The organism is Herbaspirillum chlorophenolicum (assembly GCF_001189955.1).
GTDB classification, from domain to species: domain Bacteria; phylum Pseudomonadota; class Gammaproteobacteria; order Burkholderiales; family Burkholderiaceae_D; genus Herbaspirillum; species Herbaspirillum chlorophenolicum.
This window is the reverse complement of the sequence record NZ_LFLT01000021.1, coordinates 58272-72008: the sequence shown is the minus strand read 5'-3', so window position 1 is coordinate 72008 and position 13737 is coordinate 58272. Positions and strand designations below refer to the sequence as shown.

10 protein-coding genes are annotated in these 13737 nt (G+C 64.8%); 5 read left to right on the top strand and 5 right to left on the bottom strand.

The genetic code is table 11. The features are described from left to right. Position 1: 1 nt before the first annotated feature. Positions 2-1492: a succinate CoA transferase gene (locus AKL28_RS14130; protein ID WP_050468795.1), complete on the bottom strand. Its 1491-nt coding sequence runs from the start codon at positions 1490-1492 to the stop codon at positions 2-4. Positions 1493-1700: 208 nt separating this feature from the next. Here AKL28_RS14130 and AKL28_RS14125 point away from each other — a divergent pair, with 208 nt between their 5' ends. From AKL28_RS14125 to AKL28_RS14115, 3 genes are all read left to right on the top strand, one after another. Continuing rightward, complete coding sequence (locus AKL28_RS14125; RefSeq protein ID WP_050468794.1) at positions 1701-2597, top strand: LysR substrate-binding domain-containing protein; 897 nt, start codon at positions 1701-1703, stop codon at positions 2595-2597. Between the two features lie 232 nt (positions 2598-2829). Continuing rightward, positions 2830-4926: an FUSC family protein gene (locus AKL28_RS14120; RefSeq protein WP_231602432.1), complete on the top strand. Its 2097-nt coding sequence runs from the start codon at positions 2830-2832 to the stop codon at positions 4924-4926. A gap of 107 nt (positions 4927-5033) precedes the next feature. Next, on the top strand, positions 5034-6155 hold the full coding sequence (locus AKL28_RS14115) for a mechanosensitive ion channel family protein (protein WP_050468792.1): 1122 nt from the start codon (positions 5034-5036) through the stop codon (positions 6153-6155). Between the two features lie 213 nt (positions 6156-6368). Here AKL28_RS14115 and AKL28_RS14110 read toward each other — a convergent pair whose 3' ends face one another. Beyond that, the gene (locus AKL28_RS14110; protein WP_050468791.1) at positions 6369-6773 is read right to left on the bottom strand and encodes a DUF4148 domain-containing protein; all 405 of its coding nucleotides are present in this window, start codon (positions 6771-6773) and stop codon (positions 6369-6371) included. A gap of 500 nt (positions 6774-7273) precedes the next feature. Here AKL28_RS14110 and AKL28_RS14105 point away from each other — a divergent pair, with 500 nt between their 5' ends. After that, a complete protein-coding gene (locus tag AKL28_RS14105; RefSeq protein WP_050468790.1) occupies positions 7274-8014 on the top strand; it encodes a glutamine amidotransferase in 741 nt (246 codons plus the stop codon). 24 nt (positions 8015-8038) lie between these two features. Here AKL28_RS14105 and AKL28_RS14100 read toward each other — a convergent pair whose 3' ends face one another. From AKL28_RS14100 to AKL28_RS14090, 3 genes are all read right to left on the bottom strand, one after another. Continuing rightward, entirely contained in the window at positions 8039-9661 is a 1623-nt protein-coding gene (locus AKL28_RS14100) for a methyl-accepting chemotaxis protein (protein WP_082221497.1), read from the bottom strand. Positions 9662-9923: 262 nt separating this feature from the next. After that, entirely contained in the window at positions 9924-11231 is a 1308-nt protein-coding gene (locus AKL28_RS14095) for a Zn-dependent hydrolase (RefSeq protein WP_050468789.1), read from the bottom strand. A 223-nt stretch (positions 11232-11454) separates the two neighbouring features. Further along, a complete protein-coding gene (locus tag AKL28_RS14090; RefSeq protein ID WP_050468788.1) occupies positions 11455-12711 on the bottom strand; it encodes an MFS transporter in 1257 nt (418 codons plus the stop codon). A gap of 126 nt (positions 12712-12837) precedes the next feature. On the opposite strand from AKL28_RS14090, the gene AKL28_RS14085 reads away from it, so the two are divergent. Further along, the gene (locus AKL28_RS14085) at positions 12838-13731 is read left to right on the top strand and encodes a LysR family transcriptional regulator (RefSeq protein ID WP_050468787.1); all 894 of its coding nucleotides are present in this window, start codon (positions 12838-12840) and stop codon (positions 13729-13731) included. Positions 13732-13737: the final 6 nt, after the last annotated feature.

The window sequence follows — 13737 nt, the reverse complement described above, 5'->3', positions numbered from 1 at the left end:
TTCAGCGCAAACGCATGGTCTGATGCTGCGCGTAATGCTGGTGCCAGGAGAATGCCTCGCCCAGCAGATGCGGCGTATGGCCGCCGGCCCGGCAGGCGCGCTCAAAGTAGTCGCGCAATTGTGGGCGGTAATCCGGATGGCAGCAGTGTTCGATCACCTTCACCGCGCGCTCGCGCGGCGCCAGTCCGCGCAAGTCGGCCAGTCCCCATTCGGTGACCAGCACATCGACATCGTGCTCGCTGTGGTCCACATGCGTGACCATCGGCACCACGCTGGAAACCGCCCCGCCCTTGGCCACCGACTTGGAGACGAAGATCGAGATCTGCCCATTGCGGGCGAAGTCGCCCGAGCCGCCGATGCCGTTCATCATGTGCGTGCCGCCGACATGGGTGGAGTTGACGTTGCCGTAGATGTCGAATTCCAGCGCGGTGTTCAGGCCGATGATGCCCAGCCGCCGCACCAGCTCCGGGTGATTGCTGATTTCCTGGGGACGCAGCACCAGCTTGTCGCGGTACTTGTCGAGGTGGTTGATGAAGTGCTCGTACTTGGCCGACGACAGCGTGATCGACGAAGCCGAGGCGAACGCCAGCTGGCCCGAATCGAGCAGCTCGATGGCGCTGTCCTGCAGCACTTCCGAATACATGGTCAGGTTGCGGAACGGCGACGCCACCAGACCGTGCAGCACCGCGTTGGCGATGGTGCCGATGCCGGCCTGCAGCGGCGCCAGCGTGTGCGGCAAGCGCTTTGCCTCCACTTCACCTTCGAGGAAGCCGATCACATGGCGCGCGATGGCGTTGGTTTCCTCGTCCGGCGGCAGCACCGAGGAGGGGCTGTCCGGCGTCTCGGTCAGCACGATGGCGATCACCTTGGCCGGATCGAAAGGAATGGTGGCGCGGCCGATGCGCTGCTGCGGGCTGGTCAGCGGGATCGGGCCGCGCGCCGGGCGCTCGGCCGGCAGGTAGATGTCATGCAAGCCTTCCAGCGCCAGCGGCACGCTGGTGTTGAGTTCGATCACGATCTGTCTGGCTTGCTCGACGAAGCTGGCCGAATTGCCTACCGACATGGTCGGCACGATGCCGTTTTCGGTGATGGCGGCCGCTTCGATCACGGCGATGTCGATGCTTGACGGTGTGCCGCTGCGCAGCTGCTCGGCGGTTTCCGAGAGATGCTGGTCGATGAACATGACCTCGCCGGCATTGATCTTGCCGCGCAGCATCGCATCCACCTGGAACGGCAGGCGCCGCGCCAACAGGCCCGCTTCGGCCATCAGGCCGTCGCTGCCATTGCCCAGCGAGGCGCCGGTGATGACGGTAAAGCGCAATTCCTCGCGCCTGGCGCGCGCGGCCAGCGCGCGCGGCATGGCCTTGGCGTCGCCGGCGCGGGTGAAGCCGCTCATGCCGATCGTCATGCCGTTGTGGAAGAAGGTGGCGGCCTCATCGGCCGACATGAGTTTGCCGGCCAATTCAGGCTGGCGGATGCGCTGGCTGTCCATGCTGTGCTCCTGCTCGGTTTCTTTTGGAAAAGAGAAGTGCATCCGCGCCAGTGAGCGTTGTATGGCCTCCGGAACGGACTTCTTTCATTCTTGTTTTAATCGAGTATAGAAGTCGGCCTGCATGCGCTGTATGATTTAAATTCTGCGATTCCAGTCGGAATCTGCATACTTTGATACGCCTCAAATTCGTCTTCGAAAGCCGGCCAACATGGATATCCGCGCCCTGCGCTATTTCACCGAAACGGTGCGCCTGAACAGTTTCAGCCGCGCCGCCGACGCGCTGCATGTGACCCAGTCCACCGTCAGCAAGATGGTGCGCCAGCTGGAAGACGAGGTGGATGCCCCGCTGCTGATCCGCGACGGCCGCCGCCTGGCGCTGACCGATACCGGCCGCGTGGTTTACGAGCAAGGCCAGCAGATCCTGGCCTCGATGCAGCGCCTCAACGCCGAGGTGCGCGACACCAAGGCCCTGCGCCAGGGCCATCTGGACATCGGCATCCCGCCCATGATCAACATCCTGTGCACGCCGGTGCTCAAGGCCTTCCGCGAGCGCCATCCGGAGATCGCGCTCAACCTCAAGGAAGACACCGGCCCGCAGATCGAACAGCGCGTGGCCAACGGCGAACTGGAGATCGGCATGACGGTGCTGCCGGCCGATCCCGAGCTGGAACTGGAAGTGATGCCGGTGGCGCGCTACCCGATCTGGGCCGTGGCCCAGGCCGGCAGCTTCCAGAAGAACCGGGCCGCCTTGCGCTGCGCCCAGCTGGACGGCATGCCGCTGGTGATGCTCAACAACGAATTCGGCCTGACGCGCAGCCTGCGCGGCACCTTCCGCGAAATCGGCATCGCCCCGCAGGTCGCCGCGCAAAGCGGCCAGTGGGACTGGCTGGTGGCGATGGCGCTGGCCGGCATGGGCGCCGCCTTGCTGCCCGAACCTTTCATCCACCGTATCGCCACCGACCAACTGCAGGCGGTGCGCCTGACCGAGCCCGAGGTGCAATGGCAGGTCGCCTATGTGACGCGCGGCGGTTACCTGTCGCACGCGGCGCGCGCCTGGATGGAGATCAGCGGGGAGTTGTTTGCCGGGGGCAAGGCAGGGGCCTGATGTTGTGTATTCGCAATTGGAATGCAACACCAGAACTTAAGTCATACAAAGAATATTTGGCCTTCCTATACTGCATCCAGCCGATGCCCGTTACGCCTGCCGGCCGTGGCGGCGGAACCGGAATGACGCCGCTGCGGGAATAAAGCGCGCGGGCGTTGGCTTCCCCACTTCAGCCCGACCCGTCCTCTCCCTTAGCATGCCGCCGCCGCTATCCATCTCCGGTTTTTCTTTCTTGCGTGGTTTCGTCCGAGCTCCCTGGCGCCGCGCCCGTGCGCGGCTGGAGCGCTGGCAAGCCGATTTCCCCTTGCGCAATGCCAGCCTGTCCGAGGGCCTGCGCGCGGCATGCGGCGCCAGCGCCATGCTGCTGCTGGGCGAGTGGCTGGGCAATCCGCTGTTCTCGTGGGCGGCGATTGGCGCCTTCCTGACTTGCCTGGCCGACAGCGCCGGTTCCAACCGCGCGCGGCTGGCGTCGATGGGCGGCTTCGCCCTGGCGTCCACGCTGGGCGGCATGTTCGCGGCCACGGTCGCCGGCTGGAGCGTCGAGGCGGGTTTGCTGGCCATCATGGCCTGCGCCGGTGTGGCCGGTTTTTCGCGCATCTACGGCGCCGCCGCCGGTTTGGTGCTGATGCTGGCAGCAGGAGTCTCGGCCATCATGGCCGATGCGCCGGTGGTGCTGTGGCCATTGGGGCAAAGCCATGTGCTGATCTATTTCAGCGGCTGCCTGTGGGCCATGCTGCTGGGGCTGACGGTATGGCGCATCCATCCTTTCGCGCCGGCGCGCAAGGCGGTGGCGCGGGTCTATGGCGCGCTGGCGGAACTGGCGATGATCGCCGCCGAAAGCCGCAACGACCAGGACCCTGCGCAATTGGCGCATGCCGCCGAGCTGGCCGCGCACACGCGCCGCCATGCGCGTTCCGACATTGCCAATGCGCGGCGCGCGCTCGATGCGGTGGCCGGCGAGCGCACCGAATCGCGCCGCCTGTATGAGAACCTGCTGGTCAGGCTGGCGCGCGCCGGCGAGCTGCTCGACTGCATCACCGTGCTGGCCGATCTGCGCCTGACGCACTACCAGGACCCCGCCGCCGGCCGCCGCACCGCGCGCGTGCTGGAGGGCATGGCGCAACTGCTGCAAGGCATGCAGGCCGCGATGGCCAATGGCGACAGTATCGCGGCTGCCGATGACGCCCGCATCATGCTGCGCTTGCGCCAACTGGTGGCGCGCTTGCCCAGCGGCGCCGGCCGTGTCCTGCAATTGATGGAGGCGCCGCTGGCGGCAGGCGTCGGCGATATCGACCCGGCCGGATTGAAGCAGGCCGCACGCGTTACCGGTGAAGATGCGGGCGGCGTTTTGCTGGCGTTGTTCCATCGTCTGCGCGCCCTGTGGCGCAAGGCCGCGCTGCACACCAATGCCGGTTCGGCCGAGATGCATCACGCCTGGCGCTGTGCGGCGGCCGCCGGCGCCACCTACCTGATCGTGCATCTGCTGGAGCTGCCGTTCGGCTATTGGGCCACCATGGCCACCATGCTGGTGATGCAGCCGACCATTGCCGATAGCTGGGCGCGCAGCATGGAGCGCGCCATCGGCAGCATCGTCGGCGGCGTGCTGGCGCTGGCCTTGTGCCTGGTGGTGCATTCGCCGCTGGCGCTGGCGGTGCTGGTGTTTCCGTTGACGGTGCTGACCATGGCCTTGCGCCCGGTCAGCTATGGCTTGTATGCGACTTTCCTGACGCCGGTGTTCGTGCTGGTGGCCGATGTGGCGGTCGATCCCGCGCAGCAGTTGACCAATGCCGCACTGCGCGCCGGCAACAACGTGATCGGCGCTGTGGTGGCGGTGCTGGCCAGTTACCTGTTCTGGCCGCGTCGCCAGCCGGTCGATGTGCGGGCGCAATTGCTGCGCATGGTGCAGCTCAACCTCGCGTACCTGGCCGACGCCGTGTCCGCCGGACACGATAGCGCCGAGGTCGCCCGCATGCATGCGCGGCGGCGCGATGCCTGCGTGGCCAACGTCGAGGCCGGCCTGCTGTTGCAGCGCCTGATGCGCGAGCGCAGCCTGGCCGATGGCGAGAGCGGCGCCGGCCGCACCGCCGTGGCGTTGTCGCGCCGCCTGGCGGCGGATGCCAGCCATGTCTGGACGCATCCGCAGCAAAGTGCGGCCGGCCTGGTCCCCTGGCTGCAGGAGATGGGCGCGGCATTGGCGGCGCGGGATGGCGCGGCCTTGCATGAATTGTCGCGCCGGCGTCCCGCGCCTATCCAGTTGGCCCAGGCCGATGCGGTGGAAACCTTATGCCTGCTGGCGGTGGCGCTCTGCCCCGCCCCGGCGCGGCATTGAGCGCCATCAGGCAAAAAAGCGGAAACAAAATCCCCCTTCCCGGTTCGAACGCCCACACGGCGTTTTCATCCACGGCAATGCCGTGACGACAACATGGAAGGGACGCGATGGACCTGGATTTTCTCTACAACATGAACGAAGGCCCGCTGCGCTCGGGCCTGATCGTCTTGGGCGCGGCCGTGGTGGCGGCGGTCGTGGCCGTCATCATCCATCGCGTCGGCATCATGCTGATCCGCCGCATCGCCCGCGGCCATTTGTTCACCACCACCGCCACTGAAGTGGCCTACAACGCCAGCCGCCTGTGCCTGATCCTGTTCCTGCTGCGCCTGGTGCTGACCGGTGCGCCGGACAATACGCCCGGCCTGACCTCGGTGTCTTACCTGACGTCGGTCGCATTGATCCTGGCGCTGACCTGGTTCCTGATCCGTTGCGTGAAATCGGTCAGCGTCGCCGTCATCAAGCTCAATCCCTACGATGTCGCCGACAACCTGAAGGCGCGCCGCATCCTGACCCAGACCCGGGTGCTCTCGCGCAGCGCGTATTTCATCATTGCGCTGCTGGGCTTGTCCTTCGTGCTCCTGACGCTGCCGGGCGCGCGCCAGTTCGGCGCCAGCTTGCTGGCTTCGGCGGGCGTGGCGGGCATCGTCGCCGGTATCGCCGCCAAGCCGGTGCTGGGCAATTTCTTCGCCGGACTGCAGATCGCCTTTTCCCAGCCGATCCGTATCGATGACGTGCTCATCGTCAAGGGTGAATGGGGACGTGTCGAGGAGATCACCGGCACCTTCGTGGTGATCCGGATCTGGGACGAGCGGCGCATGATCGTGCCGCTGCAATGGTTTATCGAAAATCCTTTCGAGAACTGGACCCATACCTCGGCCACCATCCTCGGCACGGTGTTCCTGTGGATGGACTTCAGCGTGCCCACGCAGCAAGTGCGGGCCGAGTTCGAGCGCGTGTGCAAGACCTTGCCATTGTGGGACAAGCGGGTATGCGTGATGCACGTGACCGATGCCGGGGAGCGCAACATGCAGATCCGCCTGCTGGTCTCCGCCGCCGACTCCGGCAGCGCCTTCGAGCTGCGCTGCCAGATCCGCGAACACATGATCGCCTTCATTGCGAAGAATCATCCGCACGCGCTGCCGCGCCTGCGCGCCGAGGTGCAGGCGCGCAACGACCCCGATGCCCCTGGCGCCATCATCGACGGCTCGCCAAAGGAAGGCGGCGGTTGAATCGAATTGGGAAAAGGGAAAGCAGGGAAGACAAAAAGGTAGGCGGGCCACACTACTTGCGACCGAGGGGAGAGACTGTCGCTTTCATGGGGCCCGCCTGGGGAGAGCTTGGCACGCCGGGATCTCCGGCGTCCTTGGCAGCGGGCGCTGGTGGCGCCGCGTTGCCGGTTACTGCGGTTGACGATGCTCAGCCTTGCTGTGCATCAGTCCGGATTACAGCGGACGATATTGTTCGCTGCCCACGACGTTACCCTGCGAGCGGGCTTGTTGCAGTTCTTCCTGCACTTGCTGGCGGGTCAGGGTCGAGTGGAAGGGCTTGTCCACGGGATATTGGTCGGTGACCAGCATTTCGCCGTTGGCGCGGGCTTCCTTCAGTTCGGCGATCACGTCGGCACGGGTCTTGGTCGACACGAAAGGCTTGTCGACCGGGTAGCGGTCGGTGACCAGGGTTTCGCCATTGGCGCGGGCTTGTTGCAGCTCGGCGATCACGGCGGCGCGCGACTTGGTCGACACGATCTGGGTTTCCGGAGGATACGGAGCTTCAGCCATGGCGGCGCCGACGGCGCTGCTCAACAAAAGACCCGCAATAATGTTCCTGGTGATGTTCTTGGTGTTCATGATCGTTTCCTTGTGAGAGAGAGGATGTGCGATTCAGCCCGGCCCGACGTTTGTGGATCAGTCGCTTTTCGCTTTCATCGTGAAACCAAGTGTAAGGATCGGAAGGGCCAAGAAAAAGGCTCAAAACCGGAATACATAATTCCCAAAACAAGAACAATCAGTTTTTTCGTATGAACGCATTGTCTCTGCGGCAATCTTTCCATGTCGGGACGACACGTGGAATTCCAATAAAATTACCTTCGATAACCAGGAAAGCCTTTCCGGTAAAGGGTTTTTGTCTGATCAGCTTTTGGCCGCTCGTGCCGCCACAGCAAAACCTTGAGATGGAACAAGGCGCCGTCTATCGCCTCAATACAAAATACCAATGAACTTGTTCAGTGGATTTGAGTAAGTTCCTCAAGCATTCGTTGTATACGTTAAGATATAGCGAAAACAGCTTCAACCTCTTCGCGGCGCTTCACGCGCTGCCTCTGCCACGTCCATTCCCCCACGCCACCGCCATGAAAACCGCCCTCGCCCTCCGTCACGTCGCCTTCGAAGACCTAGGCCAGCTCGCGCCGCTGTTGAAAAAGAATGGCTATCAGGTCAACTACTTCGATGTCGGCGTCGATTCCTTTGCCAACATCTCGCCGCTGGATGCCGATCTTGTCGTCGTGCTGGGCGGCCCGATCGCGGTCTACGACACCGCCGAATATCCCTACCTGCGCGCCGAGATCGCCTGGCTGCGCGCACGCCTGCTGGAAGACCTGCCGACGCTGGGTATCTGCCTGGGGGCGCAACTGATGGCTGCGGCGCTGCATGCGCGCGTCTATCCCGGCACCTCCGGCAAGGAGATCGGCTGGAGCCCGCTGCAACCCGGCGCGCATGCGGATGCGCTGCCGTGGTTCGGCCAGTTGGTGGGCAAGGACACGCGCGTGCTGCATTGGCACGGCGACACCTTCGACCTGCCGGCCGGCGCGCGTCATCTGGCCTCGTCCGAGATGTACCCGAACCAGGCCTTCGCCTGGGGCGAGAATTGCCTGGCGCTGCAATTCCATCCGGAATTCGATGTGCGCATGGTTGAGCGCTGGCTGATCGGCCACGCGCATGAAATTGCCCATACCCGCAACATCAGCCTGGCCAGCCTGCGTTCGGATGCGGAACAATACGGCCGCTCATTCCAGGCCGCTTCGCAGCACTTCTGGCAAGGCTGGCTGCGCAGCCTGGAGGGGGGAAAGGAAGAGATGCGGCGCACGGCCTGAAGCCGCGCGCCGCTGTGAAGCGATTCAGGCCGAAGGCGTCAGCCGCAGCGGCGATGGCGAGATGTCGCGTTCGCGCCGGGCGGCGCCTGTCGACAGTGAGTTGCCCAGGCTGAACTTGCGTCCGGCTTCCGCCAGTTTTTGCGCCTGCGCGCGCAGCATGTCGGAGGTGGCAGTGGCCTGCTCCACCAGCGCCGCGTTCTGTTGCGTGGCGTCGTCGATCTCGGTGACGGCGCGGCTGATCTGCTCGATGCCTGAACTCTGCTCGCGGCTGGCGACCGAGATCTCGCCCATGATGTCGGTCACGCGCCTGATGCTGTCGACCACATCGCCCATGGTGGTGCCGGCTTGGTTGACCAGCTTGCTGCCGGTATCGACCTTGCCCACCGAATCGTCGATGAGCTGCTTGATTTCCTTGGCCGCCGCCGCCGAGCGCTGCGCCAGCGAACGCACTTCCGACGCCACCACCGCGAAGCCCCTGCCCTGCTCGCCTGCGCGCGCCGCTTCCACCGCGGCGTTCAACGCCAGGATGTTGGTCTGGAAGGCAATGCCGTCGATCACGCTGATGATGTCCACGATCTTGTTGGACGAGCGGTTGATCTCGTTCATCGTTTCCACTACCTGGGACACCACGCCGCTGCCCTTGCGGGCGACATCCGATGCATCCATCGCGAGCTGGTTGGCTTGCTGCGCATTCTCGGCGTTCTGCTTGACGGTCGAGGTCAACTGTTCGATCGAGGCCGCAGTCTCCTCCAGCGAGCCCGCCTGCTGCTCGGTGCGCGAAGACAGGTCGAAATTGCCGGAAGCGATTTCGCCCGCTGCGGTGGAGATGGATTCGGTACCGACCTGCACTTCGCTGACGATGGTGCGCAGCGAGTTGTTCATATCGTTCAATGCGCGCATCAGTTCGGCGATCTCATCCTCGCCGTGCTGTTCGATGGTGGCCGAGAGGTCGCCGGCAGCCACCATCTTGGCCACATCCAGCGCCCGCTTCAACGGCGTGGTGATGCTGCGCGAAATGATCACCACCGCCACCGCGCCGATGGCCACCAGCAAGATGCCCAGCACAATCATCAGCTGCATGCTGCGCTCGCTGCTCTGGTCGATATTGGCCGCCAGCCGGTCGATGGCATGGCGCTGCATCGCCAGCAGGTTGTTGACCTGCGCGCCATATGCCTTGGCCGCCGGATCGAACACTTCCTTGTAGGCCTTTTCCGAAGCGGCGGCATCGCCCGTCTTGCGCGTGTTCATCACCAGTTCCTTGGCGCTCTGGTATTTCTTGCGGGCTTCGATGATGACGCCCATCAGCGCCTTTTCCTCATCCGAAGACAACAGCGGCTCGATCTTCTTGATGATGGCGCTACCGCTCTTAACGCTGGCCTCGATATCTTCCTTGAAGGTGTTGGAGAGTTCGGCGTCGGTGCTGCGGGCGATCATCGAGGTGCGCACCACTGCGGAATAAGTGAGCACGAACCAGTCGGCCACCAGCCGCTCCTTGGCCAGCGGGATTTCCATCATCTGTCGCGTGGCATCGGCGTTGCGCTTGGCGTTGTACAGCCCCATCACGGTGGAAAGGATCGCCAGCAGCAATACGATGGCGAACCCGATCGTCAGGCGGTTGGAGATCCGCATATTGGCCAGGATGTTCATGGTGCCTCGGATGTCAGTGGGCTTGGGAGCCCGGGTCTCAGGATTATTGGTCGTCGGCGATCACAGCCCGTGGCCGATACAGGCGCGCAAGGCGATGCATGCCAATCCAGATTAGCGGCTTTCGTGCGCAGGGCAAACGGGGAAAAGAAGGTGGAAAGGATGCCAGCGGCCAGAAAGCAACAGAGTTGCTTCCAGGCATGCGGGTTGTTGCCATGCGTCAGGGGAACGCCGCGTTCCGAGTGATTCGACGCACGGTGCTATATCAAGCTTTTGCCGCGAGTCCGGCGCGCGCCGCCATCACCTGCGCCAGCGCACGCGTGCCGGCGGCGAAGTCGTCCAGCGCCATTGCCTCGTCCGGATTATGGCTGCCGTTGCCATTGCGGATGAACAGCATCGCGGTCGGGATACCCTGGTTGGCGAATAATGCGGCGTCGTGCCCTGCTCCGCTGGGCAGGCGGCGATGCGTCAGCTGCAGCTGTTCAGCGGCGGCTTGCAGTTCGTCTTGCAGGGCCGCATCCATGTGCGCCGGCTGGCTGCCGGTGCGCTCGCCCAGCTCGAAGCGCACGCCATGTTTGCGCTCGGCGGCCGCTACCGCATCCAGCAGGTGGCGCTCCATGCACTGCAGGCTGTCCACGCTGCGCGAACGCACGTCGACGCCGAAGCTGACATGCCCGGAGACCTTGCTGATGTCGGCTTGCTGCGCATCGGTATAGACCTGGCCGAAGGTCAGCGTCAGCTCATGCCCTTGCGCTTCCATTTGCGCCCAATCCTGCTGCAGGCGCGCGATCACTTCCGCCAGCGCCGCCACGGCGTCATGGCGATGGCTGCGCGGCGTGGCGCCGGAGTGCGCATAGTTGCCCAGCACATGCGCGTGACGGTAGCGCAGGCTGCCGCAGATGCCGGTGACGATGCCCACCTGTTCGCCCGCTTCCACCAGCACCGGCCCCTGTTCGATATGCAGTTCGAGGAAGCCGGCGATGCGTTCCGCGCTCAGGTGCGCTTCGCCATCGGCAATGCCTGCGGGGCGCCCGCCGCATTCGGCCAGGTGTTCGCGCAGGCTGCGCCGCGTATCCAGGCGCAGGATGTCCAGTGCGTCGGCGCCCAGCAGGCCGAAAGCCGACTTGCTGCCGATATAGGAAACCGGGAACCAGGCGCTTTCTTCCGCGCGCACGCCCATGACGGTGACATCGCATTGCGGTTGCATGCCGGCCGCGACCCAGCCGGCCAGCACCGAGAGCCCCGCCACCACGCCGGCCGCGCCGTCGTAGTTGCCGCCGCGCGGGACCGAGTCGAGGTGCGAGCCGGTCATCAGTACAGGGGCGGCGCGGTCGCGGCCGGGCAGCGTCAGGTAAAGGTTGAGCGCGGCATCGGTGCCCACCTCCAGGCCGAGGCGGCGCGCGGTCGATGCCATCAGCTCATGGGCGCGTTGTTCGCCGGCGCCGTAGGTGTCGCGTGTGATGCCGTAGGCGGCGCCATGCAGGGCATTGTTGTCGCTGCGCAGTTGCTCGAAAAGCTGCTGCGCCAGCGGCATGTCGGGCTCGGCCGTCGCGGCCGGGATCTTGGTATCCATGTGTGTTTCCAATGTGATTGCGGTGTGGCTGGCAGCAAAGGGTGACGCGTCGTGGGCATTCTGCTCCCAAAACGCAATACCCGCCGGTTGCGGATGTTGGGCAGGCGCCGTCCATTTGCCATGGATGGCTAGCAATAGTCATGCCGCGTTAATGATCGTGGGTCCTGCCCCGTGCATGCCCGTAAAAAAAGCCGGAGCGTGTCCGGCTTTTTCTTGAGCGTACTCAGGCGCGACCTGGATGCCATAACCGCCTGGCCAGCCAGCCGGCCAGCATCACCTGCAGCAGCATGAACCCCGCCACCGCATTCCACCCCGCGTGCTCCCAGAACCAGCCGCCCACCGAGCCGAGGATGCTGCCGCCCAGGTAGTAGGCCAGCAGATACAGCGAGGCGGCGTGGCCCTTGCCGGTGGCGGCCATGCGGCCGACCCAGCTGCTGGCGGCCGAGTGCGTGGTGAAGAAACCGATGGTGAGCAGCACGATGCCCAGGATCACCAGCGCCAGCACCGGCGTGCAGGTCAGGAACAGCCCCACGCAAGAGATCGCGATGCCGGCCGCCACCAGCGGCGCACGGCCGAAGCGGTCGGCCAGCGCGCCGGCCCATGACGAGGAAACGATGCCGAAGATATAGGCGCTGAAGATCAGCCCGGTGGCCGTGGCCGACAGCGAGAAGGGCGCACCCATCAGCCGGAAGCCCGCATAGTTGTACGAGGTAGCGAAGATGCCCATGGCCAGCGCGCCGATGCCGAACACCAGCGGCAGGCGGCCATGCGAGAGATGGCGCTTCCACAGGGCGAAGTGGTCGCCCAGTTTCATTGCGCTGTTGCGCACGAAGTTGCGCGATCCCGGCAGCAGCGCCATGAAGACGGCTGCCAGCGCGAGGTCGAATATGCCGATGGCCAGCATCGCATTGCGCCAGCCGAACGACTCGGCCATCACGCTCATCGCCACCCGGCCCATCATGCCGCCGAAGGCGTTGCCGCCCACATAGAGGCCCATCGAAAAGCCCAGGCCGCTCGGGTCGATTTCTTCCGACAGGTAAGCCATCGCCACCGCCGGCACTCCGCCCAAGGCAAAGCCTTCCAGCGCGCGCGCTGCCAGCAGCATATGCCAGTTGGGGGCGACTGCCGCCAGCAGGTTGCAGCAGGCCGCTAGGGCCATCGACGCCAGCATCAGCTCCTTGCGGCCATAGCGTTCCGAGACGATCCCGGCCAGCGCGATCGATACCGCCAGCAACGCGGTGGACAGCGACAAGGCCAGCGAGGCGCCGGCTGCGCCGACGTGGAATTCACTGGCGAACGCGGGCAGCAGCGGCTGCACGCAATACAGGAGCGAAAACGTGGCGAAGCCGGAGCAGAACAGCGCCAGCGTGATCCGGCGATAGGCGGCCGAACCACGGACGGCGCCTTGCGTGGATTTGGCCGGCTGGATTGTCGGGGCAGGGGACTGCGCCGCTTCGGCGGAGTCGGAGAGGGATTGCATGATGGGCTTCCTTGCCGGCGCACCGGGAGGAGGGCGCCGATTGATTCGGATGGCGCCAGTCTGGAAGAAATCAGCTATATTGTCCAATATATATCACTGCCTATCTCCATCTATAAAACAGATATCATGGAACTGCGTCACCTGCGTTATTTCCTCGCCGTCGCCGAACACCTGAGCTTCACGCGCGCTGCCGAAAAGGTCGGCATCGGCCAGCCGCCGCTGTCGATGCAGATCAAGTCGCTGGAAGAGCAGGTGGGGGCGCCGCTGTTTCGCCGCACTTCGCATGGCGTGGAGCTGTCCGAAGTCGGGCAGATTTTCTTGCCGCATGCGCAGAAGGCGGTGGAGGCTGCAGGCCAGGCGCTGCGTGCGGCCCAGCAGGCCGCCAGCGGCGAGGTCGGCTTGCTGCGCATGGGCTTCACCTCGTCGGCGGTGTTCCATCCGCAGGTCTCGCAGTCGATCCAGCAATTCCGCGAGCGCCATCCCAAGCTGGAGATTTCGCTCAGCGAAGGCATTACCGAACAGTTGCTGGCCGATATCGCCGGTTCGCAGCTGGATGCGGCGTTTGTGCGCATCGTCGGCACGCCGTCCGACGAAGTAGGGGTAGTCGAGTTGCCGGCCGAGAAGCTGAAGGTGGCGTTGCCGCGCGCACATCCGCTGGGGCGGCGCAAGTCGCTGCGGCTGCAGGATTTGGCGCAGGAGAAATTCATCATGGTCCCGCGCGGCAAGGGATCGGCGCTGTATGACGAAATCTTCAGCGCCTGCCAGGCGGCAGGTTTCGATCCGCAGGTGATCCAGCTGGCGCCGCAGCTTACCTCGGCGATCAACCTGGTGGCTGCGGGGCTGGGCATCTCCATCGTGCCCGAGGCGATCGAACAGGTGCAGCTCGACCAGGTGCGCTACATCGAGATCCGTGAACCGGCGCCGCGCGCGCAGTTGTCGCTGGCGTATCACCGGCAGTCGATCGCCGCTTCGCGCTTCGCCGCGCACCTGCAGCGTTCATTGCGGCGCGCCGTGCCCTGACTTTCG

Excerpts from the sequence above, each read along its gene's own strand:
- AKL28_RS14110 (WP_050468791.1), bottom strand. The coding sequence starts at position 6,773 with ATGAACACCAAGAACATCACCAGGAACATTATTGCGGGTCTTTTGTTG.
- AKL28_RS14130 (WP_050468795.1), bottom strand. The coding sequence starts at position 1,492 with ATGGACAGCCAGCGCATCCGCCAGCCTGAATTGGCCGGCAAACTCATG.
- AKL28_RS14115 (WP_050468792.1), top strand. The coding sequence starts at position 5,034 with ATGGACCTGGATTTTCTCTACAACATGAACGAAGGCCCGCTGCGCTCG.
- AKL28_RS14090 (WP_050468788.1), bottom strand. The coding sequence starts at position 12,711 with ATGCAATCCCTCTCCGACTCCGCCGAAGCGGCGCAGTCCCCTGCCCCG.
- AKL28_RS14105 (WP_050468790.1), top strand. The coding sequence starts at position 7,274 with ATGAAAACCGCCCTCGCCCTCCGTCACGTCGCCTTCGAAGACCTAGGC.
- AKL28_RS14100 (WP_082221497.1), bottom strand. The coding sequence starts at position 9,661 with ATGAACATCCTGGCCAATATGCGGATCTCCAACCGCCTGACGATCGGG.
- AKL28_RS14085 (WP_050468787.1), top strand. The coding sequence starts at position 12,838 with ATGGAACTGCGTCACCTGCGTTATTTCCTCGCCGTCGCCGAACACCTG.
- AKL28_RS14125 (WP_050468794.1), top strand. The coding sequence starts at position 1,701 with ATGGATATCCGCGCCCTGCGCTATTTCACCGAAACGGTGCGCCTGAAC.
- AKL28_RS14095 (WP_050468789.1), bottom strand. The coding sequence starts at position 11,231 with ATGGATACCAAGATCCCGGCCGCGACGGCCGAGCCCGACATGCCGCTG.